Below are 24,618 nucleotides of genomic sequence, written 5' to 3' on the forward strand. Positions count from 1 at the left end.
AAAAAGGTTCAGGTGCCGAAGGCCGGCTCCGGGACGCCCTGCGCGCCGGGCCGCAGCGCAAACACGCCGCCGGCCAGCGGCTGGTCCGACAGGTCGATGCCGCCGGGGCGGATCGAGGTGACGAACAGGGTGTCGAGGGCCGGGCCGCCAAAGGCGCACATCGCGGGCTTCTTCACCGGCACTTCGAGCGAGCGGTCGAGCCGGCCGTCGGGCGTGAAGCGGTGCACCAGGCCCGCGTCGTTGCCGCAGATCCAGTAGCAGCCGTCGGTGTCCATGGCCGCGCCGTCGGGGCGACCGGGCAGGGGCTTCATGTCGATGAAGAGGCGGCGGTTGCTTGGCGTGCCGGTTTCCGTGTCGTAGTCGAAGGCCCAGACGGCCTGCACCGTGGGGTGCGAATCCGAGAGGTACATCGTGCGGCCGTCGGGGCTGAAGGCCAGGCCGTTGGGCACGATGAAGTCGTCGAGGCGCAGGGCGGCGCGCTCGTCGCCCTTGCCGTAGCTATAGAGGCGGCCGACGCGCGCGCCTGCGGCCATGTCGAGCAGCATCGTGCCGGCCCAGAAGCGACCCTGGCGGTCGCAGCGGCCGTCGTTGAAGCGCATGGCCGGGGCCGCGTGTTCGACCGGGGCGAGCGAGGTGGTGGCCAGCGTGCCGTCGGCCTGCGGCTTCAGCGAGAACAGGCCGCTTTCCATGCCGGCGATCCATTCGCCCGGCGCATCGGCGCGCGGCGCGATGCAGGCGATCATTTCGTTCGCCGTCCACTTCGCATGGCCTTCGCTCGCGTGCCAGCGGTTCAGCGTGCGCGCCGGAATGTCGACCCAGTACAGCGCTTGCTGCGCGGCATGCCACACCGGGCTTTCACCGGTGCCGTTGCGTGCGTCGAGAACGAGCTCAGCGTTCATCGCCGAATGGGCCTTGGGCTGTGAAGGCGCCGCCCTGGTAGATCGCATTCGGGTCGGTGGGCGCGACTGGCGGCTGTGCCTCGACCTTGTCGCGGAACACTTCCGAGCTGTCCTGCGGCACGAAGCCCAGGTGCGCGGCCGCGCTGTTGTCCCACCACACGTCGCGGTTGTTCGACATGCCGTAGACCACGGTGTGCTTCACGCCGGGCGTGAACAGTGACTTCTCGATCAGCGAGGTCAGGTCGCGGTAGCTGAGCCAGGTGCTCATCATCCGGCGGTTGGCCGGCTCGGGGAACGACGAGCCGATGCGGATGCTCACGGTCTCGATGCCCCAGCGGTCGAAGTAGAACTGCGCCATGTCCTCGCCGAAGGACTTCGACAGGCCGTAGTAGCCGTCGGGCCGGCGCGCGGCGTGTGCGTCGATGTGCTCGGTCTGCTTGTGGAAGCCGATCACGTGGTTGGAGCTCGCGAACACCACGCGCTTCACGCCGTGGCGGCGCGCGGCCTCGTAGACGTTGAAGATGCCCTTGATGTTGGCTTCGAGGATTTCCTCGAACGGGCGTTCGACCGAGACGCCGCCCAGGTGCACGATGGCGTCGCAGCCTTCGAGCAGCGCATGCACCGCGGCCTTGTCCGAGAGATCGCAGGGCACGACTTCCTCGTGCGCATCCACAGCCGGGGTCAGCGACGCGATGTCCGACAGGCGAAGCACGTTCGCATACGGCTTGAGCCGCTCGCGCAACACCTTGCCCAGGCCGCCGGCCGCGCCGGTCAGGAGGAGGCGGTTCATCTTGTTGTGTTTCATCGTTGCCAGTCCATACACGGAAGAGTCATGGTTTCCGAGGGCCTACCGTCGCGGTGCTTTTCCGAAAGCGGCCGGTACGATGCCGACAGAGGAGCAAAGTCGAAAGGGCGCTGCATGGTCGGTGCCGTGGAGACCGGAAAGCCGCTGGCGAAATGGCCGGCGGCGCCAGGAGTTGAGTGATAAGTTATCTGTTGTCGTACAACTAGTTTGAGGATTATCATCGTGGCCATGGTTCAGTCGACTGCGGGTAATCCCTTGATATCGGAAGCGGAGGCGCCGGCGGAAGCGGCGTCCGCTGCTTTCGTGGGGCGTCCGCGCCAGCGCGCACGTGGTCTTGCGCATGGGCTGGTGGAAGACCTGGGCGAGAAGATCCGCAACCAGTCGCTGCGCCCCGGCGACAAGCTGCCGACCGAGTCGGCCATCATGCAGGCCTATGGCGTGAGCCGCACCGTGGTGCGCGAGGCGCTGTCGAAGCTGCAGGCCGGCGGGTTGGTCGAGACGCTGCACGGCGTGGGCACCTTCGTGCTGCAGCCGCGGGCGGGCGGGGTGTTTCGCCTCGACCCGGGCGAGATCGCCGCCTCGGTGGACGTGCTGGCCGTGCTGGAGCTGCGCATCAGCCTGGAGACCGAATCGGCCGGCCTCGCCGCCACCCGCCGCACCGACGAGCAGCTGGTTGCCATGCGCCAGGCGCTCGACGACTTCGAGCACAACGTGGCAGTGGCGGGGGACACGGTGGCGCCCGACTTCCGCTTTCACCTGCAGATTGCGCAGTCGACCGGCAACCCGTATTTCGCCGACATCATGCGGCACCTGGGTACCACGCTCATCCCGCGCACGCGCATCAGCGCCATCCGCACGCACGAGGGCGGTGGCGCGCCTTATCTGAGCCGCGTCAACCGCGAGCACGAAGAGATCTACGCGGCCATCGCGCGCCGCGATCCCGAGTCGGCGCGCGCTGCCATGCGCATCCACCTGACCAACAGCCGCGAGCGGCTGCGCATGGCGCAAGAGGCCGCGCAGCAGAAGGCGAAAGCCGATGCGGCTGCCGGCACGGGTGCGGCCGCACCGTCGCCTGACGACACTCCTTCCCGCTGAGTTTTTCTTGTCCGGCCTGCTGGACAAGTTGTTTTTCTAGTTGTACGATGACTGATAACTCGCGCGGCCAGCCGTGCGTAACCACGACGACCATCGAACAACAGGAGACAGCATGTCCATCAACCGACGCGGGGCACTTAGCGGCGCATTTAGCGCCGCACTGGCCACGACGCTGGCCGCCAGCCTGCCCCTGCGCGCCATTGCGCAGGGCACGCAGGGCGGCACCGGCAACTGGCCCTCGAAGCCGATCAGGATCATCGTTCCGTACCCGCCGGGCGGCTCGTCCGACATCATTGCGCGCGCCATCAGCCAGCCGCTGTCGGAGGCGCTGGGCCAGTCGGTAATCATCGACAACCGAGCGGGCGCCAACGGCAACCTCGGCGCCGACCTGCTGGCCAAGGCGCCGGCCGACGGCTACACGCTGATGCTGTGCGACCTCGGCGCGCTGGCCATCAGCCCGTCGCTGTACCCCAAGCTGCCTTTCGATCCGTCGAAGGACCTGCGCAGCGTGTCCATGCTGGCCTACTCGCCGCATCTGCTGGTGGTGCATCCTTCGGTGCAGGCCAGCACGCTGAAGGAGCTCGTCGAGCTTTCGAAGAAAAGCGATCTCAACTTTGCCGTTACCGCCAGCGGCAGCACCGCGCATCTCGCGGGCATCGAGCTGCAGCGCAAGGTTGGCGCCAAGTGGGAATACGTGCCCTACAAGGGCGGCGTGCAGGCCGTGCTCGACACCGTGTCGGGCCAGACGCAGGTGCTGATGAACGGCATGCTCGCGACCTACCCGCAGGTGCAGGCCGGCAAGCTCAAGCTGATTGCCGTGTCCAAGGCCACGCGCATGCCGCTGATCGGCAACGTGCCCACCATCGCGGAGCAGGGCGCGCCCGGCTACGAGTCGGGCACCTGGCAGGGTGTGGTCGCGGCGCGCGGCGTGCCCGACGCGGTGATCGCGCGGCTCAACAAGGAGCTGGTCCGCATCATCCGCACGCCCGACATCCGGGCCCGACTCGCAGGGCAGGGCGCCGAGGTCGTAACCATGACCGCGCCCGAGCAAGACCAGTTCTTCGCCAAGGAGCGCGCGCGCTGGGCGCAAGTCATCAAGGAAGCCAACGTCAGGCTCGACTGACTGGCTGCCGCACAACCCATTTTTCTTTTTTCAAATCATCACTGGACGATTCCCGATGAACCCGCAAGAACTCAAGACCATCATGGGCTCCGGCCTGCTCTCGTTCCCGCTGACCGACTTCGACAGCAACGGCGACTTCAACCCGGCGGGCTATGCCAAGCGCCTCGAATGGCTCGCCCCCTACGGCGCGAGCGCGCTGTTCGCGGCCGGCGGCACGGGCGAGTTCTTCTCGCTCACCGGCGAGGAGTACCCCGGCATCATCAAGACGGCAGTGGACACCTGCCGCGGCGTGGTGCCGATCATTGCCGGCGCCGGTGGTCCCACGCGCTTTGCCATCCAGTGCGCGCAGGCGGCAGAAAAGGCCGGCGCGCACGGCATCCTGCTGCTGCCGCACTACCTCACCGAAGCCGGCCAGGAAGGCTTGGCCGCGCACGTCGAAGCCGTTTGCAAGAGCGTGAAGTTCGGCGTGATCGTCTACAACCGCGCCACCAGCCGCCTGAAGCCCGACACGCTGGCCGGCCTGGCCGAGCGCAACCCCAACCTCGTCGGCTTCAAGGACGGCGTGGGCGACATCGAAGCCATGGTCGCCATCTACCAGAAGATGGGTGACCGCTTCGCCTACCTGGGCGGTCTGCCCACGGCAGAGGTCTATGCCGCCGCCTACAAGGCAATGGGCACGCCGGTGTATTCGTCGGCCGTCTTCAACTTCATTCCGAAGACCGCCATGGATTTCTACAAGGCAGTTGCCGCCGACGACCTGCCCACGCAGCACCGCCTGCTGAAGAACTTCTTCATGCCCTATCTCGAGCTGCGCAACCGCGTGCCGGGCTACGCCGTGAGCATCGTGAAGGCCGGCGCAAAGATCGTCGGCCACGACGCAGGCCCCGTGCGCGCACCGCTCACCGACCTGAAGCCTGCCGAGATGGAACAGCTCAAGGCGCTGATCGACGCGCTCGGCCCGCAGTAAGCCCGCAGCGTCGAACACCACAAACAACAACGGAGACAAGACGCCATGTTCCTCAAGAAGTTTTTCCTGATCGCCGCTTCGGCAGCCCTGTTCTCGGCCTGCTCGATGATGCCCGCGGGCAGTGCGGCATCGGCCGCGCCTGACGTGGCTGCCGCCGCAGAGAGCCTGCGCATCGCGATGATCGACCCGACCCCCGCCGCACTCGGCACGCTGGTGTCCGACGACCTCAGCTACGGCCACTCGGGCGGCAAGGTCGACACCAAGGCCAGCTTCATCAGCGATCTGCTCGATGGCAAGTCGGACTTCGTGTCCATCGCCATCACCGAGCAGACCATCAAGGTGGTCGATGCAAACACTGCCATCGTGCGCCACACGCTCGCGGCCGACACCAACGATTCGGGCAAGCCGGGTAAGGTGGCGCTGAAGATCCTCGGCGTGTGGCAGAAGCAGGGCGGAAGCTGGAAGCTGCTCGCCCGCCAGGCCGTGCGGATCTAGTCCGCATGAAGAAGAGACTCCTTCTTGCCGCGGCCCTTGTGGCTGCTTCGACCGCGTTACTGCCCCTGCATGCCTCGGCGCAAGCCGATGCATGGCCGCAGCAGAAGCCGGTGACCATCATCGTGCCGTTCCCGGCCGGTGGCTCCACCGACATGGTGGCGCGCGCAATCGCGCTGCAGATGCAGACCAAGCTCGGCGGCAGCTTCGTCGTCGACAACCGGCCTGGCGCCACAGGCACCATCGGCACCGGCTTCGTCAAGCGCGCGGCGCCTGACGGCTACACGCTGCTGGTGTCCTCGCTCGGCGCCTTCGTCGTCACACCGCATCTGCAGAAGAGCGTGCCCTACGACGCGACCAAAGACTTCGACTACATCAGCGTGCCCGTGCAAGCGCCCAACGTGCTCGTCGCGAATGTCGCGCGGCCCGAGCACACGGTGGCCGACGTGCTGGCGCTGCTGCGCAAGACGCCGGGCAAGGTCTCGTTCGCGAGCTCGGGCAACGGTTCTTCCGACCATCTCTCGGCTGAACTCTTCTGGCAGCAGACCAAGACCGAAGGCGTGCACGTGCCCTACAAGGGCGGTGCGCCGGCGGTCAACGACCTGCTGGGCAACCAGGTCGACTTCTCGTTCCAGAACGTGAATGCCGTGCTGCCGCACATCCGCGCGGGCAAGCTGCGCGCTATCGCAGTCACTGGCGACAAGCGCTCGCCCGTGTTGCCCGACGTGCCCACGCTCGCCGAAGCCGGCGTGAAAGGTGCGGAGGTCTATTCGTGGCAGGGCATGGCCGCGCCCAAGGGCCTGCCGCCTGCCGTGAAAAAGAAGCTGAGCGATGCAGCGATCGCCGCCATGCAAGACCCCGAGACGAAGAAGCGCATGCTCGACCAGGGCCTGGAAATCGTCGCCAGCACGCCTGAAGAATTCACCGCCTTCCAGTTGCGCGAATGGACGCGATGGAAGACATTGATCGACACCCGCCACATCACCGCAGACTGAGGCACCGAGCCCGAAGATGACAAGTCCTGAATCCGTTGTTTCCAAAGTCGTGTCGGGCGCTCCCGTCGTCACCGGCATGCGCGTGGTTCCCGTCGCGGGCCACGACAGCATGCTGATGAACCTCAGCGGCGCCCATGGCCCTTTCTTCACACGCAACCTGCTGATCCTGACCGACAGCGCTGGCCACACCGGCGTGGGCGAAGTGCCCGGCGGCGAGAAGATCCGCCAGACGCTCGAAGACGCGCGCGACCTCATCGTCGGCCAGTCCATCGGCCGCCACAACGCCGTGCTCAACAGCCTGCGCAGTGCCTTTGCGGGCCGCGACAGCGGCGGCCGTGGCCAGCAGACCTTCGACCTGCGTGTGACCATTCATGCGGTGACAGCCGTCGAGGCCGCGCTGCTCGACCTGCTCGGCCAGTTCCTCGAAGTGCCCGTGGCGGCCCTGCTCGGCGAAGGCCAGCAGCGAGACGCGGTGCAGATGCTGGGCTATCTCTTCTACGTGGGCGACCGCAAGAAGACCGACCTGCCGTACGAGAGCAACCCCGGCGCCGACAACGACTGGTTCCGCCTGCGCCACGAGGAAGCCATGACGCCCGAAGCCATCGTGCGCCTGGCCGAGGCCACGCATGCGCGCTACGGTTTCACCGACTTCAAGCTCAAGGGCGGCGTGCTGCGCGGCGAGGACGAAGTCGAGGCGATCCGCGCGCTGCACGAGCGCTTTCCGAAGGCGCGCGTCACGCTCGATCCGAACGGCGGCTGGCTGCTGCAGGACGCGATCCGCCTGTGCCGCGACCTGCACGGCGTAATGGCCTATGCCGAAGACCCCTGCGGCGCCGAAGGCGTGTTCTCCGGCCGCGAGGTAATGGCCGAGTTCCGCCGCGCCACCGGGCTGCCCACCGCGACCAACATGGTGGCCACCGACTGGCGCGAGATGGTGCACAGCCTGTCGCTGCAATCGGTCGACATTCCGCTGGCCGATCCGCATTTCTGGACCATGCAAGGCTCCGTGCGGGTGGCGCAGTTGTGCCAGGCCTGGGGCCTGACCTGGGGCTCGCATTCGAACAATCACTTCGACGTGTCGCTGGCGATGTTCACGCACGTGGCGGCAGCCGCGCCGGGCAAGGTGACGGCCATCGACACGCACTGGATCTGGCAGGACGGCCAGCGCCTGACGAAGGCGCCGCTGCAGATCGAAGGCGGCTTCGTGAAGGTGCCGACGCGTGGTGGGCTGGGCGTGGAGCTCGACATGGACGAAGTCGAGAAGGCGCACCAGCTGTACCTGAAGCATGGCCTCGGCGCGCGCAACGACGCGCAGGCGATGCAATATCTGATTCCCAACTGGACTTTCGACAACAAGCGCCCGTGCATGGTGCGCTGAAGGAAACGACGCAATGCAGAATTTCGACAACCTCATCGCCGGCGAATGGCGTGCCGGCGCAAGCTACAGCCCCAACGTCAACCCGAGCAACCTGTCCGACGTGCTCGGCCAGTACACGCAGGGCGATGCCGCCCATGTCGACGCTGCCGTAGCAGCCGCCACCGCCGCGTTCCCGGCCTGGGCCACGGGCAGCGTGCAGGCGCGCTCCGATGCGCTCGACAAGATCGGCAACGAGATTCTCGCGCGCAAGGAAGAGCTGGGCACGCTGCTGGCGCGCGAAGAAGGCAAGACCAAGGCCGAAGGCATCGGCGAGGCCACGCGCGCAGGCCAGATCTTCAAATTCTTCGCGGGCGAATGCCTGCGCCTGTCGGGCGAGTTGTTGCCTTCGGTGCGCCCCAACATCGGCGTGGAAATCACGCGCGAGCCGGTCGGCGTGGTCGGCCTCATCACGCCGTGGAACTTTCCCATCGCCATTCCCGCATGGAAGATCGCACCGGCATTGGCCTTCGGCAACTGCGTGGTGCTCAAGCCCGCCGACCTCGTGCCGGGCAGCGCCTGGGCGCTTTCCGAAATCATCAGCCGCTCGGGCATTCCGGCCGGCGTGTTCAACCTGGTGATGGGGCGCGGCAGTGTGATCGGTGAGGCGCTGGTCAACCACCCCGGCATCCACGCGATCAGCTTTACCGGTTCGGTGGGCGTGGGCCGCAACATCGCGATCCAGTGCGTCACCAAGCACAAGAAGGTGCAGCTTGAAATGGGCGGCAAGAACCCGCAGGTGATTCTTGACGACGCTGATCTCGCCCAGGCCGTCGAGCTCAGCGTGCAGAGCGCGTTCTATTCGACAGGCCAGCGCTGCACGGCCTCGAGCCGACTCATCGTCACCGAAGGCATCTACCCGAAGTTCATTGCCGCCATGAAGGAACGCATGGCGAAGATCAAGGTGGGCGATGCGCTCGCGCAAGGCACCGACGTGGGCCCGGTCTCGTCGAAGTCGCAGCTCGAGCAAGACCTGAACTACATCGAGATCGGCCAGAGCGAAGGTGCCACGCTGGCCGCAGGCGGCGAACGCCTGAAGCTGGAGACCGACGGCTACTACATGTCGCCAGCCCTCTTCAGCGAATCGGCCGCGGCCATGCGCATCAACAAGGAAGAGATCTTCGGCCCGGTGGCGAGCGTGATCCGCGTGAAGAACTACGAAGAGGCGCTGGCCACGGCGAACGACACCGAGTTCGGCCTGTCGGCCGGTATTGCCACCACTTCGCTGAAGTACGCCACGCACTTCAAGCGCCACAGCCAGGCTGGCATGGTGATGGTCAACCTGCCGACTGCCGGCGTGGACTATCACGTGCCGTTCGGCGGCCGCAAGGGCAGCAGCTACGGTCCGCGCGAGCAGGGCCGTTATGCGCAGGAGTTCTTCACGACGGTGAAGACGGCCTACACGTTGGCCTGATCTTCATTCAGGCGGGTGGCAGCGAGCTCGGCGGGGCTCGCCGCCTGCGCCGCATCAGGTACTCCACGAGCTCGAAGATCCCTTCGCTCAGCAGCGCCAATGCCGCCGCCGGCAGCGCGCCCGCCACGAGCAGTTCGCGGTCATTGAGCGCCAGCCCCGTCACGATGCGCTCGCCGAAACCGCCCGCACCGATGAAGGCCGCGATGGTCGCCGTGCCGATGGCAATCGCAGTGGCGGTGCGCACGCCCGCCAGCAGCGTAGGCAGCGCCAGCGGCAGCAGCACCAGCTGAAGGCTCTGCGGCGGCGTCATGCCGAGCGCGGTGCCGGCAAGCCGTAGGCCGTTGGGCACTTCGGCCAAACCCGTCACCGTGTTGCGCATGATCGGAAGCAGCGAATAGAGCGTGAGCGCGATCAGCGCGGGCAGCGCGCCGATGGCGCCCAGCATCGAGATCAGCACGGCCAGCAGCGCTAGCGACGGCACGGTCTGCAGCAGGCTCGCCAAGCCCAGCACCACCGCGCGCAGCCGCACGTGCGGGAACACCAGGATCGCGATCGGCACGCCGATCAGGATGGCGATGCCGACCGACAGCGCCACCAGCAGCAAGTGCTGGCGCGCGAGCTTCCACAGGTCGGGCCCGAACAGCTTGGCCATGAAGCCGCGACGCGCTTCCTGCGGCTGTGCCTTCGCGTCCTTGCCCGTGTTCGCCAGGAAGTCGCGTGCGATCACGTCGAAGGGCACGCTCTGCAGCTCGGCGCGTGCGTTCATCGCGATCATCGCGTGCTCGTCGACCTTGCCTTCGAGCGTCTGCAGCGCGGCCCAGGCCTTGGGCAGCCGCGTGGGCAGGTCGAGCTTGTAGAGCACCACGGCGTCGTAGCGCGGAAAGTATTTTTTGTCGTCTTCCAGCACGCGCAGGCCGAAGTGGTCGATCTTGGCGTCGGTGGTGTAGATGTCGATCACGTCGATCTGCTTGGCAGCCACCGCGTCGTAGGCCAGCCCGTGGTCGAGGCCGGTCGGTACCTGCGTGAAGCCGTAGCGGTCGGCCAGGCCCTTCCAGCCGTCGGCGCGGCCGATGAATTCGTTTGACAGGCCGAGCTTGAGTTCGGGGTGCTTCGCCAGGTCGCTCAGCGTGCGCAGGCCCAGCCGCTCTGCATCGGGCGCGCGCACCGCGAGCGCGTAGCCGTCGTTGAAGCCCAGCGGAATGGCCACGCCCAGGCCCATCGGCGCGAGCGCCGCGTTCATGGCCTCGCGCGTGTCAGCAGGTGAGCCCTTGAGAATCTCGAGCGCGATGGTGCCCGTGTATTCGGCGTACAGGTCGATGGCGCCAGAGCGCAGCGCCTCGTAGACGATGGCCGTGTTGCCCAGCCCCTGCCGCACGACGGGCGGCGACGCGGTGTGCGGCGCCGCCGTCTGCGCCAGCAGCTCGGCCAGGATGTACGACTCGGTGAAGCGCTTGGAGCCGACGCGCAGCGTCTCGTCCGCGGCCCGTGCGGCGCCGGACGCGGCAAGCCAGGCAAGGGCGAACAACAGGGCGGCGCGCCAGAGGCTGCGGGGCAAGTGCATCCGGGCCAGTGTATAGACATCGCCCCGTTCGGCGTACCCGTCAATCTCCTACACGCCGTGGTGCGCGGTGCCGATGCGGCGGGCCGCCGATCGGCCCCACAGTCGATGGCCATGAAGACCCAGCCCAGGAAAGACAAACTCCCCGGCCCCGACGTCCACGGCCTGCGCGAACTGCCGGGCGTGCAGGTGGACGGCTACAGCCTGCAGTTGCGCGACAAGGACGGCTTCGTTGGCGACCAGGCCAGCCAGACGGCCTTCCGCGAACTGCTCGAACGCTGGCGCAAGCGCCGCCGCAGGAAGGGGAAAGACCCGCTGGGCCCCTCGCATTCGCGCGACCTGAGCAAGAGGCAGCTCGACCAGGCGCTGCAGGAGAAGAAGGCGTCCGAAGCCACCGACGTGATGCATGCAGCCATCGAAGAGTTCGCACAGGAGCTGGCCTTCGTGATCCAGCGCTTCATGCGCCAGCCCTCGTGGCAGAAGGTGCAGCGCATCGTGATCGGCGGCGGCTTTCCCGAGAGCGATGCGGGCGAGCGTGCCATCCTGCAGGCCGGCGCCATCCTCGAAGAGATGGGCCTGCACGTGCAGATCGGCCGCCTCTCGCACGACGTGGACGACGGCGGCCTGATCGGCTGGGCGCACCTCGTGCCGCCCGCCATGCTGAAGGGGCACGACGCGATCCTCGCGGTGGACATCGGCGGCACCAACGTGCGCTGCGGCATCGTGAAGACGCGCCACCGCAAGGCGCTCGACTTCTCGCTCGCGAAGGTGGTGCGGCGCGAGAAGTGGCGCCATGCGGACGAGGACCCCAACCGCGGCGGCATGGTCGACCACATCGCCGGCATGCTCGAGGACATGGTGCGCTACAGCGAGCGCAAGAAGATCCGGCTGGCACCCTTCGTCGGCATCGGCTGCCCGGGCCTGATCCGGCAGGACGGCTCGATTGCGCGCGGTGCGCAGAACCTGCCGGGCGACTGGGAAGGCCACGCCTTCCACCTGCCGAGCCAGCTGTGGCGCCGCATGCCGATGATGGGCTCCGGCCCGACGCTGGTGCTGATGCACAACGACGCGGTGGTGCAGGGCCTGAGCGAGCTGCCCTTCATGCGCGATGTGCGGCACTGGGGTGTGTTGACCATCGGCACGGGGCTGGGCAACGCGAGCTTCACCAACCGCCTCTAGAAGCGGCGTTACAGGTCCTCGGGCCGCAGGCCTTCGATGCGCATGCTGGCCGAGACGGTGGCGACGTTGCCTGCTGCATCGATGGCGCGCACTTCGATGTTCGCGGCGCCGGGCCTCTTCGGCGTCCACGTGCAAACGTACGGCGCGGCGTGCAACGTGCACGCGGTCTTGCCATCGACGACGAACTTCAGCTCGGCCACGGCGACGTTGTCGGATGCGGTGGCGGAAAGCCTTGTCGCCATGCCTACCGCGGCGGTCGGCGGCGGAGCCAGCGCAACTGTCGGCGCCACCGTGTCGGAAGGCGGATTGACGATCACGTTGGCAGAGGCCACAGCGGCATTGCCCGCCGCGTCGAGCGCGACCACGCGGATCGTCTGCACGCCGGGCGAGGTCGGCGTCCAGCTGCAGGTGTAGGGCGGGGCGGTGAAGGTGCAGATCGGGATGCTGTCCCTGCCCAGCACCTTGACGCCCCACACGCCCACGTTGTCCACCACGGCTGGCGCGATGGTGGTGGGCTGGCCAACTACGGCCATGGAGGGCGCGGCCAGCGAAACGGTAGGCGGCGTCGCGTCGGTGCCGCCGAGCGCCAGGTCGATGGTGAACATCGGCTGGCCCTGCACGGCCTTCTGCTCGAACGCATCGAAGATGGTGAACCAGCTCGCACCGGGCGCGCGGTTGGCGGCGCGCGCCTTGACCAGCAGCGTCGTCTTGCCGACGGCGAAGCAGCTGAAGCCGCAGTTCCAGTCGAACGCGAAGCGGCCTGATGCATCGGCCACGCCGGTCACCAGCATGACCAGCGGCTTGCCGGCCCCGGGGTCGCGCCACACCGACACCTGTGCGCCGGGCAGCGCAGCGCCGGTGTCGCGGTCGGTCACGCGCACCTGGGTGCCGGTGGTGGCCGCCATGAACTTCGAGCTGCCGAGCTTGGGCCAGTCGGTCCAGTCGGTGTCGATGTTGGCCTTGGTGCCGGCCGTGAAGCGGATCATCTCCAGCGTGGCGATGCGGTTGGCCGCTGGGTCGCGGCGTTGTTCGAACACAGTGCCCAGCAGCGGGTCGAGCCGCCAGTGCTGGCGCGTCCACCAGTAGCGGTCGTTGTCGTTGGCTAGGGCGAGGTCGACGATGGGCGCGACGCCGGTGGTGTCGGCTACCGCCACGCCGTTGTAGTACTCGCCCGCGCCGGCGCCGAACACGTGCTCCAGCTCGTGCAGCAGGGTCTTGAGCTGGCGGCCGAGGTAGTCCTTTTCGGTGGACTCGGGCGCGCCCGGGCTGGGCGCGCGCGACAGGCGCAGCGGGTCGTGGATGGCGATCCAGTTCAGGTTCCAGGTCACGCCCTTCTGCGGAAAGGTCCAGCTGGTGGACAGCCCGCCGTGGCTGTAGCCGCGGGTGGACTTCGAGACGCACACCACCACTTCGCCGTTGACCAGGCCGTTGTAGCTGCACTGCGGCGCACTGGCGGGCGCGGCGAGCTGCAGGTCAGCGGCGGGGTCGAAGGTAAAGTTGCGCACCGTCTCGCGCGTGAACACCGTGTTGACGTCGGCCACGTACTGCGCGAGCCGGCGGGCGGCTTCGGCGGGGCCGATGTCGGTGGCCAACTCGGGGTCGACGATGAATTTCAGGCGGTGGGTGCTGGGGGCCGCCCGGCCGACTTCGTCCATGGCGGCGAAGGCAGGCGCCATTCCAGAAAGTGCGAATAGAACTGGTAGCACGAGCGCCAGATTCGCGAATGCACGCAGCGAGAAGAAAGCTCGCATCGGTTTTCCCCCGGGGCAGGGGCGCAGGACTCAAACGGATGGCGCCTCGGTCGGCCTTTTCAGGGGCCGGGCCCAGGCGGGCTGCCCCGCAATGCAGGGGGTGCCGGAAGATCCGTTCGCGCCTGCCCGATGACGAATCAGTGGGCAGGCAGGCTTGTCAATCCCGGAAACCGGTGGGTATTTTAGTGCACATGTTCAACTTGTTTCAATTGTGTTGCATTTGTGCTTCTGGCGCCACAGTGCTACCACCCAGTGCCTTGTAGACCGCCACCAGGCCCACCGAGAGCCGGCTGGTGCTCTGCGCCTGGTCGCGCCGCGCCTGCAGCAAGGTGCGGCGCGCATCGAGCTCGACGCCGAAGTCGGTGAGCCCACCTTTGTAGCGAGCCGCCGCCAGCACCAGCGCATCGCGGCTGCGGCGTTCGCGCTCGGCCAGCTCGGCCTGGCGCTGGCCCTCGGCGGCGTAGGCGCTGAGCGCTGAATCGATCTCGTGCCAGGCCTTGAGCACGGTCTGCTGGAAGGTCACGGCCGCTTCCTGCTGTTGCAGCTCGCGCAGTTCGATGGTGGCGCGACGGCGGCCGTTGTCGAAGATCGGCAGGCTGATCGACGGGCCCACCTGCCACTGCCGGCTGCCCCATTCGCCAAAACGCTCGCTGCCCACCGATTCGTAGCCGAAGCCGGCGCCCAGCGTCACGCGCGGATAAAGGTCGGCCACGGCCACGCCGATGCGGGCGGTGGCGGCGTGCAGTTGCGCCTCGGCGGCTGCGATGTCGGGGCGGCGGCGTGCGAGGTCGGCGGGCAAGCCCAGCGCGAGAGGGGGCAGCACGGGGGCGTCGAGTGCATCGCCGGTGGCGGTGTCGGCCAGCTCGGTGTTCAGCGCGCCCGGCGCGGCGCCAGCCAGCAGCGTAATGCGGTTCATCGCATCGGCTTCCTGCTGCAGCAGCGCAGGAATGCGCGCGCGCAGTTCGGCCACCAGCGCGCGCTGGCGCACCGGGTCCAGGTCTGTGACGAGGCCGCCGTCGGCGCGCGCCTGCACCAGTTCGAGCGACTCGGCGGCCGCCGCGATGTCGGCGCGCGCAATGCGCAGTTCGCGCTGCGTGCCGCGAAGCTCGAAGTAGTTGCGCGCCAGCTCGGCCTGCACGCTGAGCCGGGCCTGCTGTAGCAATGCCGCCGATGCGCCCGCGTCGGCATCGGCCGCCTCGATGGCGCGGCGCACGCGGCCCCACAGGTCGATTTCCCACGAGGCGTCGAAACCGGCCTGGTAGAGGTTGTAGGGCTCGCTGAGCGTGCGGATGAGCTGGTCGCGGTTGGAGACCGACGAGCCCAGCGCATCGATCATCCGCGTGGCGGCGCCGCTCTCGCTCTGGCGCTGCCGGGTGACGCCGGCGCTTGCATTCAGCTGCGGCCCCTGCTGGGCCGCGGTGGTGGTGCGCTGCACGCGGCTTTGCGCGAAGCGCAGGGCGGCCGTCTGCAGGTCGGGGTTGCTCGCGAGCACCATGGCTTCGAGGCGGTCCAGCACCGGATCGTTGAAGGCCTTCCAGTCGCCGGAAGCGATGCCACCGGTGGAGGTGCCTTGCCGTTCCGCGCCGAGCAGCGCAGGCGAGCCGCCATGCCATGCAGACCAGTCAGCGGGCGCGCGGGCCTCGGCCGGCTTGTGATCGGGCCCCACGGCGCAGCCGGAGAGAACGAGAGCGAGGGCGAGCGCGGTCACTGCCGCGCGAAGAGCAAAGGGAAGGGGCATGACGTGCTCCCGTTTTCAGACAAGACGATTGCGAAACAGCCACGCCGCCAGCGGCAGCGTGACGGCGGCGATGACGGCGAGCGGAATCAGGTTGTGCCAGACCGTGCCCAGCCCCACGCCTTCGAGATACACGCGCTGCACCAGGTCGATGGCAAAGCGCAGCGGGTTGGCCAGCGTTGCCACCTGCAGCGCGTGCGGCATGTTGCGCACCGGCGTGGTCAGGCCCGACAGCAGCATCAGCGGCATCAGCAGCACGAAGGCGTAGAGCATGGCCTGCTGCATGTTGGCCGACACGGCCGAGATCGACAGGCCGATGCCCACGCTCGCCACCGTGAAGAACAGCAGCCCCGTGTACAGCGTGACGAGCGAGCCCGCCATCGGAATGCCGAACCAGAAGAGCGCCACCAGCAGGATCAGCGACGACTGCACCAGCCCCACCAGCACAGGCGGCAGCGCCTTGCCGATCATGATTTCGAGCGGCGACATCGGCGTTACCAGCAACTGGTCGAAGGTGCCTTGCTCGCGTTCGCGCGCCACCGACAGCGCGGTGAGCAGCAGCGTCTGCAGCATGCTGAGCGCGGCGATCATGCCGGGCAGCAGGTTCCAGCGCGTCTCGAGGTTCGGGTTGAACCACGCACGCGATTCCACGACCAGCGGCGACGGCGGTGCGCCCACGCGCGTGCGCAGCTCGGCGTTGTAGCGCTCGACCACCGCACTCACGTAGCCGGCCGCCGAGCCGGCAGTGTTGGAGTTGCGCGCATCGAGGATCAGCTGAATGGCCGCCGTCTGCCCCGCGCTGAGCTGCTGCTCGAAGTTGGCGGGTATCTGGATGACGAGCAGCGCCTTCTCGGTGTCGATCACTTCGCGGATGTCGGCCTGCGAGCGCAGCGTGGCCACGCGGTGGAACACGCCGGTGCTGTCGAGATGCGCAATCAGCTCCGTCGAGGCGCCGTTGTGGCTCTGGTCGAGCAGCGCATAGGGCACGTTGGTGAGGTCGTAGGTCGCGCCGTAGCCGAAGACCAGGCTCTGCATGATCGCCGGCGCTATCAGGATGGCGCGCGTGGCCGGGTCCTTGAGAATCGTCAGCAGCTCTTTGCGGCAGAGGTTGGCAACGCGCAGGAAGAAATCGATGAGGGCGTTCATGGCCGGGGCTTTCAGTCGAGGCTCTTGCGCGTCACAGCGCGCGCCACCAGCAGCAGGCCCACCGCGTACGCCATCAGGATCGCGCAGTTGCGCCACACCAGCGGCCAGACGTCGCCCGCGAGGAACAGCGTCTTGATGAGATCCATGAAGTAGGTGGCCGGCAGCAGGTGGCCGATCAGCCAAACGGCGGTGGGCACGTTGCGCAGGTCGAACAGGAAGCCCGACAGCATCATCGAGGGCATGAAGGTCGCGATCAGCGCCACTTGGCTCGCGAGGAACTGGTTGCGCGTGACCGACGAGATCACCAGGCCCAGGCTCACCGCCACGATCAGGTACAGCATCGAGCTGAACACCACCACCAGCAGCGAGCCGTACATGGGCACCGCGAACAGGTAGCGGGCAGAGAGCAGGCACAGCGCAAGGCCCAGCATGCCGACCGCGAAGTACGGAATGATCTTGGCCAGCAGGATCTCGACCGGCCGCACCGGCGTGACGAACAGCGCCTCCAGCGTGCCGCGCTCCCACTCGCGTGCCATCACCAGCGCGGTGAGAAAGGCGCCGACCAGCGTCATGATGAGCACGATGAGCCCCGGCACCAGATACCAGGTGCTGGTGTTCGCCGCGTTGAACCACATGCGCTGCTCGACCGTGACGCTGCCGACCAACGGGGCGTCGGCGCCGGAGGCGTTGCCATTACGGTCCATCTGCCGTATTGCCGATTGCGCGAGGGCACCCGTCACGTACGCCTGGATGATGCTCGCGCGCCCTGCGTCCGAACCATGCACGATGAGCTGTATGCGCGCGTTGCCTGCGGCGAGCGAGCGCGAGAAATCGGAAGGCACGCGCACGATGCCGTCGATCTCGCGCTTGCGCATCAGCTCTTCGGCGTCGTGCATCGAGCCCAGCAGCACCGGCGCAATGGTGGGCGAGAGCTGCAAGCCGGCGATGGCCTCGTGCGCGGTTGGCGAGGCGTCTTCCATCACCACCGCGACGGGCGCATTCTTCACGTCGAGCGACATGCCGTAGCCGAAGATCAGGATCAGCACCATCGGCAGCAGGATGCCGATGGCCAGGTTGCTGCGGTCGCGCAGGAGCTGCCGGAATTCCTTGCGCGTGAGGGAGATCAGGCGGGACCAGAGGCCGCTCATGCTGGCACCTCCGCATTTGTTTTTTGCCGCGCCTTCTCGACGATGCCGATGAAGGCCTGCTCCATGTCGATGCGCCTGCCGCTGTCTTCCTCTTCGCCAAGCGCTTGCGCGCGCACCTCCTGCGGCGTGCCGATGGCCAGCACCTTGCCCGCGTCCTGGATCACGATGCGGTCGCAGTATTCCGCCTCTTCCATGAAGTGCGTGGTGATGACGACCGTGGTGCCGCCTTCGGCCAGCGCCGTGATGCGCCGCCAGAACTCGCGGCGCGCGAGCGGGTCGGCGCCGCTGGTGGGTTCGTCGAGGAACAGGATCTCGGGCTCGTGCAGCAGGCCCGTGGCCATGGCCAGGCGCTGCTTGTAGCCGCCGGGCAACTGGCCGCTGGGCGAATCGAGCGAATGGGCGAGGTCGAACTGGCGCAGCACCGTGTCCATGCGCTCGCGTAGCTTCGCGCCGCGCAGGCCGTAGGCGCCGCCGAAGAACGAGAGGTTCTCGCGCACCGTGAGGTTGCCGTAGAGCGCGAATTTCTGCGAGACGTAGCCGATGCGCTGGCGTGCTTGCGCGCGGGCATGCCGCAGATCGACGCCGGCCACGCGCAACTGGCCGCCGCTGGCGGGCAGCAGGCCGCAGAGCATGCGGAATGTGGTGGTCTTGCCCGCGCCGTTGGGGCCGAGCAGGCCGAAGATTTCGCCGCGCCGCACCGAGAAGCTGGTGCTGGCCACGGCCACGAAATCGCCGAAGCGGCGAACGAGGTCCTTGACTTCGATGACCACTTCGCCGGGCTGGCCTGTGTTCGGTTGAGCACTGACCGCGGCAGCGACCGGATTAGTGTTGTCACTGGACGATGGTTGTGCGCGCAGCAGCGTCATGAAGCCGTCTTCGAGGCGCGGCGCAACCGGCTCGGTGCGCGCGCCTTCGAGCAATGCATCGAGCCGTGCAGCGTCCGCCTCGTCGCGGCGGATGAAGCGCACCTCGCCGCCTTGCGGCACCGCATCGACGATGTCCTGCCGCGCGTCGAGCAGGCGGGCCTGCAGCAACCGTGGCGGCTCGCCGTCGGGCGGTGTCGCGATGAAGCAGAGGCCGTGTGCCCGGTCACGCAGCTCGGCGGGTGCGCCTTGCGCGAGTAGCTTGCCGCTGTGCAGCACGAACACATGGCTGCAGCGCTCGGCCTCGTCGAGGTAGGCGGTGCTGACGATGACCGAGAGCTTTTCTTCGTCCACCAGCTGCTGCACGATCTCCCACAGCTCGCGGCGCGAGAGCGGGTCCACGCCCACGGTCGGCTCATCGAGCAGCAGCAGGTCGGGCGAACGCACCAGCGTGCAGGCCAGCCCCAGCTTCTGCTTCATGCCGCCGGAGAGCTTGCCGGCCGGGCGGTCGGTGAAGCGGCCGAGGTCGGTCATTTCCATCAGCCGCGCATAGCGCTCGCGCCGCTTGTCGCGGGGCACGCCGTGCAGGTCGGCGTAGAGGTCGAGGTTCTCCTGCACGCTCAGGTCGTCGTAGAGGCCGAAGCGCTGCGGCATGTAGCTGATGCGGTCCTGCACCGCCTGCGGATCAGCGGACACGTCGATGCCGAGCACACGCAGCTCGCCCGCGTCGGCGCGCATCAGGCCGGCCATCAGGCGCAGCAGCGTGGTCTTGCCGGCGCCGTCGGGGCCGACCAGCGCGGTGAGCGTGCCGGCGGGTACGTCGAGCGATACGTCGTCGAGCGCGTGCACGGCCGCGGCCGGCGCTTTCGGCACGAAGCGCTTGTGCAGCGAGCGTCCGGCCACGGCCGGCCCGGTGGCGGTCATCAGGGCTTGCCGGTGGCGGGAGCGGGCGATAGCTGCAGCCGAACGGTGGCTGGCATGCCGAGCCGCAGCCGGTCTTGCGGGTCGTCGACCATCACGCGGATCTCGTAGACGAGGCTGCTACGCAGTTCCTCGGTCTGCACGGTCTTGGGCGTGAACTCGGCCACCGAGGAGATGTAGCCGACCTTGCCCGCGATGGCTTCGCCGGGCTGGCTGTCGGTGCTCACGCTGGCCTCTTGCCCGGCGCGCACGCGGCCGAGGTCGGGCTCGGCCACATAGGCGCGCACCCACTTGGGATCGGTGATGGCAAGTGTGAAGGCCGGGCGCTGCGGCGAGGCCATGTCGCCGGGCTCGAGCAGGCGGGCGCGCACGATGGCATCGATGGGTGCCTTGAGCTCGGCCTCGGTGAGCTGGTGGTTCATGAGCGCGAGCTCGGCACGGGCCGATTCGAGCTGGGCCTGCGCCTGCCCGATGTCTTCCTTGCGCGGACCGTTGACGACCAGTTGCTGCGCCTTGCGGGCGTTGTCGAGCTGCGCCAGCGCCACCTTGCGCCTGGCCTGCGCGCTGTCGAGATCCTGCTGGCTCACGGCGCGTCCGGCTGTGGTGGCGCCGATGGCCTGCAGGCGCGCGAGCTGCTGCTGCGCCAGATCGGCATCGGCCTGCGCACTGGCCACCTGGGCCTTGGCCTGCGCCACCTCTTCGGGGCGGCTGCCGGTCTTCAGGCGCAGCAGGGCCTGTTCCTGCACGCCGATGCGCGCCTGCGACTGCGCCACGCGAAGCACCAGCGAGCGGGTGTCGAGCCGGCCCAGCACCTGCCCGGCGCGCACGCGGTCGCCCTCGCGCACAGCCAGCTCAGCCACGCGATCGTTGGCGTTGAAGGCCAGCGAGACCTGGCGCAGGTCGACGTTGCCGTACAGCACAAGCTGGTCAGAGGGCGTGGCCGAGCGGTGCGCGTACCACCAGCCGCCCACCGCCGCGACGATGGCCACGGCGGCGATGGCAATGAGGGGTTTCTTGTTCATGGCGTGTGTCCTGACTGGGCTGCTGCCCGGAAGTCGGCGCGATGTTATCAAATTCAAATTTGAATTTGAAGTATTTTTTTGTTTGGGTTAGCCTCGGGGCATGGCAACCCGCACTCCGCGTCCCGACGGCAACACCACGCGCCTGCACATCCTCGAAACCGCCGGCCGGCTGTTCGCGGCGCAGGGTTTTGCAGAAAGCACCAGCAAGGAAATCTGTACCCGCGCCGGCACCAACATGGCCGCCATCAACTACCACTTCGGCGGACGCGACGGGCTCTACGAGGCCGTGCTGGTCGAGGCGCACAAGCAGCTGGTGAGCCTCGACGAGCTGATGGCGCTGTCATTGGAGTCGACCGATCCGCGCCTGAAACTGCGCGCCTTTCTCACGCACATGGTCGAGATGAGCGCCCAGCCGAAGGCGCCGTGGGGGTTCCGCGTGGTGCTGCGCGAGGCGCTGTCGCCGTCGCCGGCCATGCCGGCGCTGATCCAGCGGGCGGTGCTGCCCAAGGCCAAGCTGCTGCGCGGCATCGTCGGCGAGATCATGGGCCTGCCCGACGACCATCCCTCGGTGCAGCGCAGCCTGCTGCTCACGGTGCTGCCGTGCCTCGTGATGACGGTAGCGCCCAAGGACCTGAGCAGCAAGGTTCTGCCGGCCCTGAAGGACACGCAGGCCCTGGCCGAAGAAGTTGTGCGCTATGTGCTCGCGGGGCTCGATGCCGTGGCGAAAGAAGCTAAGGCCGTTGAGTCGCCCGCAGCGCCTAAAGCTGGAAAGCGACGGTGAGCAGCAGCCCCTCGGCCACGTCGCGCATCAGCCCCGGGCGTCGCGCGCGATAAGGCTCGCCGGCCGAGGCGGTGGTTTCGATCCACTCGGCCAGCCATTCGACGTTGTCGTGGCCGTAGAACACCACGGCCGCCTCGTGGTTCAGCAGCAGGCTGCGCAGGTCGAGGTTGATCGAGCCGCACATGGCGAGTTCGTCGTCCACCACCACGGCCTTGGCATGCGCCATGAACGGCAGCATGCTGAAGCTCACGCCCGCGCGTGCCAGGTCGCGCATGGCGCGTGCGCGCACGAAGTCGGCAAGGCGGTGGTTGGACTGCGCGGGCATCGCGATGGTCACCTGCACGCCGCGCCGCGCGGCCAGCCGCAGCGCATCGCGCAGGCCGTCGCCGGGAACGAAGTAGGGCGTGATGGCCAGGATGCGGTGCTCCGCGCGAAAGCACGCGTCGATCAGCAGCGCATGTGCCGTGTCTTCGGTCTGGTCGGGGCCGCTCGGCAGGAACTGGGCCATGGCCGTGCCCGGGCCCGCGGGCACGTCGTCGGCCGTGATGGCGCGGGCCTTGCGGCTGCGCACCGAGGCCCAGTCGTGGTCGAACTGGCGTGCCGCCGCCGCGGCCACGCTGCCGCGCAGGTCGAACGACAGGTCGCGCCAGGCCTCGGGGTGCTTGTCGTTGCCGGTGAAGTATTCGCCCGCGAGGTTGCGTCCGCCCGACCAGAGCCAGCCGTCGTCGGCGATGGTGAACTTGCGGTGGTTGCGCAGGTTGCGCGGGCCGATGCGGCGCAGGCTGAAGAAGGGGCGGAACACGGCCACCTCACCGCCTGCCGTGCGCAGCCGGTCGAAGTGATGGCGCGGCAGCGACAGCGCGCCGAAGCCGTCGAGCAGCACCCGCACCTTGATGCCCTCGCGCGCGCGCTTGGCGAGCCGGTCGATTACCGCATGACCGAGCGGGTCGTCGCCGATGATGAAGGTGCACACATCGATGCGCTCGCGCGCGCCGTCGATCACCTGCCACAGTGCCTCGCGCGCGGCCTCGCCGTCGGCGTGCATGCGGATTGCGCAGCGCCCCGGCGGCGCAAGGCCGAAGCTCTCGATCAGGTCGGCGGCCCAGTGGCCCGGCGGCACCGAGCGCGGCGGCCGGGGAGAACCCGCCGGGCGCAGCTTGCGCTGGCCGAACAGCAGGTACATCGGCAGGATGAAGTAGGGCATCAGCACCAGCCCCATGACCCAGGCGATGGCCGTGGTGGGGGCGCGCTGCTCGCGGCGCGCGCGCGTGGTCAGCACATAGACCAGCAGCGCGAAAGTGACGACGAGGAAATGCTGCGAAGCAGAAGGCAGCCAGTCGAACCTCGAGACGCTTGCATTGGGCATGGGTCGATGATGCCTCAGCGCTGCCGGCGCCGTGCCCAAGTCCCTCAGCGTTGAAGGAAGGCTGGCACCCCGCGCCCTTCCGAGGCCAGGAACCGCATCATCGGATCGACCACCGCGCGCACCGCGGGCCGCTCTCCCACGCGCGTGCGCCATGCCAGCAGGCGCGGCGTGGCATCGGTCATGCCGGCGCCCTTGCGGTCGGCGAACACATAGGCCATGTAGAAGGCGATGTCGGCGAAGGAGTAGGGGCCAGCCAGGTACTCGCGCGTGGCCAGCAGGCCTTCCAGCTCTTCGTAGAAGCGCGCGCAGCCGGCGCAGGCCGCGACCGCGGGAGCGCTCTGCATGGCCTCCTGCAGGCCGAAGAGCTTGATGACGTTCGGGAAGAAGACCTCGTCGGACTTCTGCTCCAGCTGCCGCGCGCGGGCCCGCTCGGCGATGCCTTCGGGCCACAGCGCGAGGCTGGGGTAGCGGTCTTCGAGGTACTCGAAGATCTGCGTCGAGTCGAACAACGAGACCTCGTCGTCGACCAGCACGGGCACCTGCTGCTTGACCGGGTTGACCCGCAGCACCTCGGGGTGCTTGGGCTCGTAGGCGTCGTCCTTGGTGAAGGGCACCATGACCAGTTCGAAGGGCACGCCTTTTTCGCGTGCCGCGATCTCGACCTTGGCGCCGAACATGCTGAGGGGACCTGAGTAGATGTGAGTCGTCATGCCCCCGACTTCACCAGAAACGGCGCGTCAGGTCGAGCCCCAGACCTCCTGCGCGGTCTCGACCACCAGGCGCAGCTTGTTGCGCTGCGCTTCCACCGCGATGTTGTTGCCGTGCACCGTGCTGGAGAAACCGCATTGCGGCGACAGCGCGAGCTGGTCGAGCGAGGCGTACTTGGCGGCGTCCTCGATGCGGCGCTTGAGTTCGTCCTTGTCTTCCATCTCGCCGAACTTGGTGGTCACGAGGCCGAGCACCACGGTCTTGCCCTTGGGCAGGTAGCGCAGCGGCTTGAAGTCGCCCGAGCGGGCGTCGTCGTATTCCATGAAGTAGGCGTCGAGGTCCATCTCCTTGAGCAGCGCCTCGGCCACCGGCTCGTAGTTGCCGGCCGCGGCGTGCGTGCTCTTGAAGTTGCCGCGGCACAGGTGCATGGCCAGCAGCATGCCCGGCGGCTTTTGCGCCACCACCTTGTTGATGAAGGCGGCGTAGCGGTGCGGCAGTTCGTTCGGGTCGTCGCCGCGCTTGCGGGCGGCTTCGCGCATGTGCTCGTCGCACAGGTAGGCGAGGTTGGTGTCGTCCATCTGCACGTAGGTGCAGCCGGCGGCGGCCAGCGAGCGCAGTTCGTCGCCGTAGGCCTTGGCCACGTCGTCGTAGAAGGTCGGGTCGAGCTCGGGGTATGCCTCCTTGCTGATGCCGGCGCGTCCACCGCGAAAGTGCAGCATGGTCGGCGAGGGGATCGTCACTTTCGGCGTGCGGCCTGCCGAGACCTGGCTCTTGAGGTACTGGAAGTCAGCGAGCTGGATGTCCTTGATGTGGCGCACCTTGTCGAGCACGCGCATCGCGGGCGGAGCGAGTTCTTCAGTGCCATCGGGCTTGCGGATGGTGACCGGAATGTCGGTTTTCACGCCGCCGAGCTGGTCGAGAAAGTCGATGTGAAAGTAGGTGCGGCGGAACTCGCCATCGGTGATGCTCTTGAGCCCGATGTCTTCCTGGAACCGGACGATCTCGGTGATCGCCTTGTCCTCGACGAGGCGAAGCTGCTCGGGCGTGATCTCGCCCTTGGCCTTTTGCTCGCGGGCTTCGAGCAGGTACTTGGGGCGCAGGAAACTGCCCACGTGGTCGTAGCGGGCAGGCAAGGCGGCGTGCTGTGACATGGATGACTCCGTCGTGATCTTGGGGAATGAACGGAACATCGTATCGCCTTCGAAATGCCGATGTCTGTATACAGATATCTCGGTG

At 67.8% G+C, this 24,618-nt stretch carries 21 protein-coding genes; 9 read left to right on the top strand and 12 right to left on the bottom strand.

The window, feature by feature from the left end:
* Positions 1 to 8: 8 nt before the first annotated feature.
* Together ACSFBF_RS15440 and ACSFBF_RS15445 are read right to left on the bottom strand one after the other, a co-directional pair.
* Positions 9 to 899 carry an SMP-30/gluconolactonase/LRE family protein gene (locus ACSFBF_RS15440; protein ID WP_435468378.1) on the bottom strand — a complete coding sequence of 297 codons (891 nt, stop codon included), beginning with the start codon at positions 897 to 899 and terminating at the stop codon, positions 9 to 11.
* Positions 889 to 1,704, bottom strand: a complete 816-nt coding sequence (locus ACSFBF_RS15445; RefSeq protein WP_435468380.1) for an NAD-dependent epimerase/dehydratase family protein — start codon at positions 1,702 to 1,704, stop codon at positions 889 to 891. Before ACSFBF_RS15445 ends, ACSFBF_RS15440 begins: the two co-directional genes overlap by 11 nt.
* A 228-nt stretch (positions 1,705 to 1,932) precedes the next feature.
* Here ACSFBF_RS15445 and ACSFBF_RS15450 point away from each other — a divergent pair, with 228 nt between their 5' ends.
* The 7 genes from ACSFBF_RS15450 to ACSFBF_RS15480 all read left to right on the top strand — a co-directional run bounded on the left by ACSFBF_RS15450 (position 1,933) and on the right by ACSFBF_RS15480 (position 9,204).
* Complete coding sequence (locus ACSFBF_RS15450; protein WP_435468798.1) at positions 1,933 to 2,799, top strand: FadR/GntR family transcriptional regulator; 867 nt, start codon at positions 1,933 to 1,935, stop codon at positions 2,797 to 2,799.
* Between the two features lie 112 nt (positions 2,800 to 2,911).
* Positions 2,912 to 3,922, top strand: a complete 1,011-nt coding sequence (locus ACSFBF_RS15455; protein WP_435468382.1) for a Bug family tripartite tricarboxylate transporter substrate binding protein — start codon at positions 2,912 to 2,914, stop codon at positions 3,920 to 3,922.
* A gap of 55 nt (positions 3,923 to 3,977) precedes the next feature.
* Positions 3,978 to 4,889 (top strand): 5-dehydro-4-deoxyglucarate dehydratase, encoded by a 912-nt coding sequence (gene kdgD / locus ACSFBF_RS15460; protein ID WP_258353885.1) that lies wholly within the window; start codon positions 3,978 to 3,980, stop codon positions 4,887 to 4,889.
* A gap of 45 nt (positions 4,890 to 4,934) precedes the next feature.
* On the top strand, positions 4,935 to 5,384 hold the full coding sequence (locus tag ACSFBF_RS15465) for a nuclear transport factor 2 family protein (RefSeq protein ID WP_435468384.1): 450 nt from the start codon (positions 4,935 to 4,937) through the stop codon (positions 5,382 to 5,384).
* A 5-nt stretch (positions 5,385 to 5,389) separates the two neighbouring features.
* Complete coding sequence (locus ACSFBF_RS15470; RefSeq protein ID WP_435468386.1) at positions 5,390 to 6,376, top strand: Bug family tripartite tricarboxylate transporter substrate binding protein; 987 nt, start codon at positions 5,390 to 5,392, stop codon at positions 6,374 to 6,376.
* Positions 6,377 to 6,392: 16 nt separating this feature from the next.
* The gene (gene gudD, locus ACSFBF_RS15475; RefSeq protein ID WP_435468388.1) at positions 6,393 to 7,754 is read left to right on the top strand and encodes a glucarate dehydratase; all 1,362 of its coding nucleotides are present in this window, start codon (positions 6,393 to 6,395) and stop codon (positions 7,752 to 7,754) included.
* A gap of 13 nt (positions 7,755 to 7,767) precedes the next feature.
* Entirely contained in the window at positions 7,768 to 9,204 is a 1,437-nt protein-coding gene (locus tag ACSFBF_RS15480; RefSeq protein ID WP_093077759.1) for an aldehyde dehydrogenase family protein, read from the top strand.
* A gap of 7 nt (positions 9,205 to 9,211) precedes the next feature.
* Here the strand turns inward: ACSFBF_RS15480 and ACSFBF_RS15485 are convergent, their stop codons facing one another.
* Positions 9,212 to 10,765: an ABC transporter permease/substrate-binding protein gene (locus tag ACSFBF_RS15485; RefSeq protein WP_435468391.1), complete on the bottom strand. Its 1,554-nt coding sequence runs from the start codon at positions 10,763 to 10,765 to the stop codon at positions 9,212 to 9,214.
* A 105-nt stretch (positions 10,766 to 10,870) separates the two neighbouring features.
* Between ACSFBF_RS15485 and ACSFBF_RS15490 the strand changes: the two genes are divergently transcribed.
* Positions 10,871 to 11,941 carry an ROK family protein gene (locus ACSFBF_RS15490; RefSeq protein WP_435468392.1) on the top strand — a complete coding sequence of 357 codons (1,071 nt, stop codon included), beginning with the start codon at positions 10,871 to 10,873 and terminating at the stop codon, positions 11,939 to 11,941.
* An 8-nt stretch (positions 11,942 to 11,949) separates the two neighbouring features.
* Here the strand turns inward: ACSFBF_RS15490 and ACSFBF_RS15495 are convergent, their stop codons facing one another.
* The 6 genes from ACSFBF_RS15495 to ACSFBF_RS15520 all read right to left on the bottom strand — a co-directional run bounded on the left by ACSFBF_RS15495 (position 11,950) and on the right by ACSFBF_RS15520 (position 20,527).
* Entirely contained in the window at positions 11,950 to 13,596 is a 1,647-nt protein-coding gene (locus tag ACSFBF_RS15495; protein ID WP_435468394.1) for an Ig-like domain-containing protein, read from the bottom strand.
* Positions 13,597 to 13,897: 301 nt separating this feature from the next.
* Positions 13,898 to 15,430: an efflux transporter outer membrane subunit gene (locus tag ACSFBF_RS15500; protein WP_435468396.1), complete on the bottom strand. Its 1,533-nt coding sequence runs from the start codon at positions 15,428 to 15,430 to the stop codon at positions 13,898 to 13,900.
* A gap of 15 nt (positions 15,431 to 15,445) precedes the next feature.
* Positions 15,446 to 16,573 carry an ABC transporter permease gene (locus ACSFBF_RS15505; protein WP_426389376.1) on the bottom strand — a complete coding sequence of 376 codons (1,128 nt, stop codon included), beginning with the start codon at positions 16,571 to 16,573 and terminating at the stop codon, positions 15,446 to 15,448.
* An 11-nt stretch (positions 16,574 to 16,584) separates the two neighbouring features.
* Positions 16,585 to 17,721 (bottom strand): ABC transporter permease, encoded by a 1,137-nt coding sequence (locus tag ACSFBF_RS15510; RefSeq protein WP_435468398.1) that lies wholly within the window; start codon positions 17,719 to 17,721, stop codon positions 16,585 to 16,587.
* Positions 17,718 to 19,508, bottom strand: a complete 1,791-nt coding sequence (locus tag ACSFBF_RS15515; protein ID WP_435468400.1) for an ATP-binding cassette domain-containing protein — start codon at positions 19,506 to 19,508, stop codon at positions 17,718 to 17,720. The genes ACSFBF_RS15510 and ACSFBF_RS15515 overlap by 4 nt, the downstream gene beginning before the upstream one ends.
* The gene (locus ACSFBF_RS15520; RefSeq protein ID WP_435468402.1) at positions 19,508 to 20,527 is read right to left on the bottom strand and encodes an HlyD family secretion protein; all 1,020 of its coding nucleotides are present in this window, start codon (positions 20,525 to 20,527) and stop codon (positions 19,508 to 19,510) included. The genes ACSFBF_RS15515 and ACSFBF_RS15520 overlap by 1 nt, the downstream gene beginning before the upstream one ends.
* A 100-nt stretch (positions 20,528 to 20,627) precedes the next feature.
* On the opposite strand from ACSFBF_RS15520, the gene ACSFBF_RS15525 reads away from it, so the two are divergent.
* On the top strand, positions 20,628 to 21,308 hold the full coding sequence (locus tag ACSFBF_RS15525) for a TetR/AcrR family transcriptional regulator (RefSeq protein ID WP_435468404.1): 681 nt from the start codon (positions 20,628 to 20,630) through the stop codon (positions 21,306 to 21,308).
* On the opposite strand, the gene ACSFBF_RS15530 is transcribed toward ACSFBF_RS15525, so the two are convergent.
* From ACSFBF_RS15530 to ACSFBF_RS15540, 3 genes are read right to left on the bottom strand one after another with little or no spacing between them, the layout of a single operon-like run.
* Positions 21,286 to 22,674, bottom strand: a complete 1,389-nt coding sequence (locus tag ACSFBF_RS15530; protein ID WP_435468406.1) for a phospholipase D-like domain-containing protein — start codon at positions 22,672 to 22,674, stop codon at positions 21,286 to 21,288. The two genes, ACSFBF_RS15525 and ACSFBF_RS15530, sit on opposite strands and share 23 nt — an antisense overlap.
* 44 nt (positions 22,675 to 22,718) lie before the next feature.
* Positions 22,719 to 23,384, bottom strand: coding sequence for a glutathione S-transferase family protein (locus tag ACSFBF_RS15535; RefSeq protein ID WP_435468408.1), 666 nt, complete (start codon positions 23,382 to 23,384; stop codon positions 22,719 to 22,721).
* A gap of 27 nt (positions 23,385 to 23,411) precedes the next feature.
* Positions 23,412 to 24,533 carry a 5-methyltetrahydropteroyltriglutamate--homocysteine S-methyltransferase gene (locus ACSFBF_RS15540; RefSeq protein ID WP_435459949.1) on the bottom strand — a complete coding sequence of 374 codons (1,122 nt, stop codon included), beginning with the start codon at positions 24,531 to 24,533 and terminating at the stop codon, positions 23,412 to 23,414.
* Positions 24,534 to 24,618 lie beyond the last annotated feature (85 nt).

The sequence above is a fragment of the Variovorax nivicola genome, from assembly GCF_051216475.1.
In the GTDB taxonomy this organism is placed as follows: domain Bacteria; phylum Pseudomonadota; class Gammaproteobacteria; order Burkholderiales; family Burkholderiaceae_C; genus Variovorax.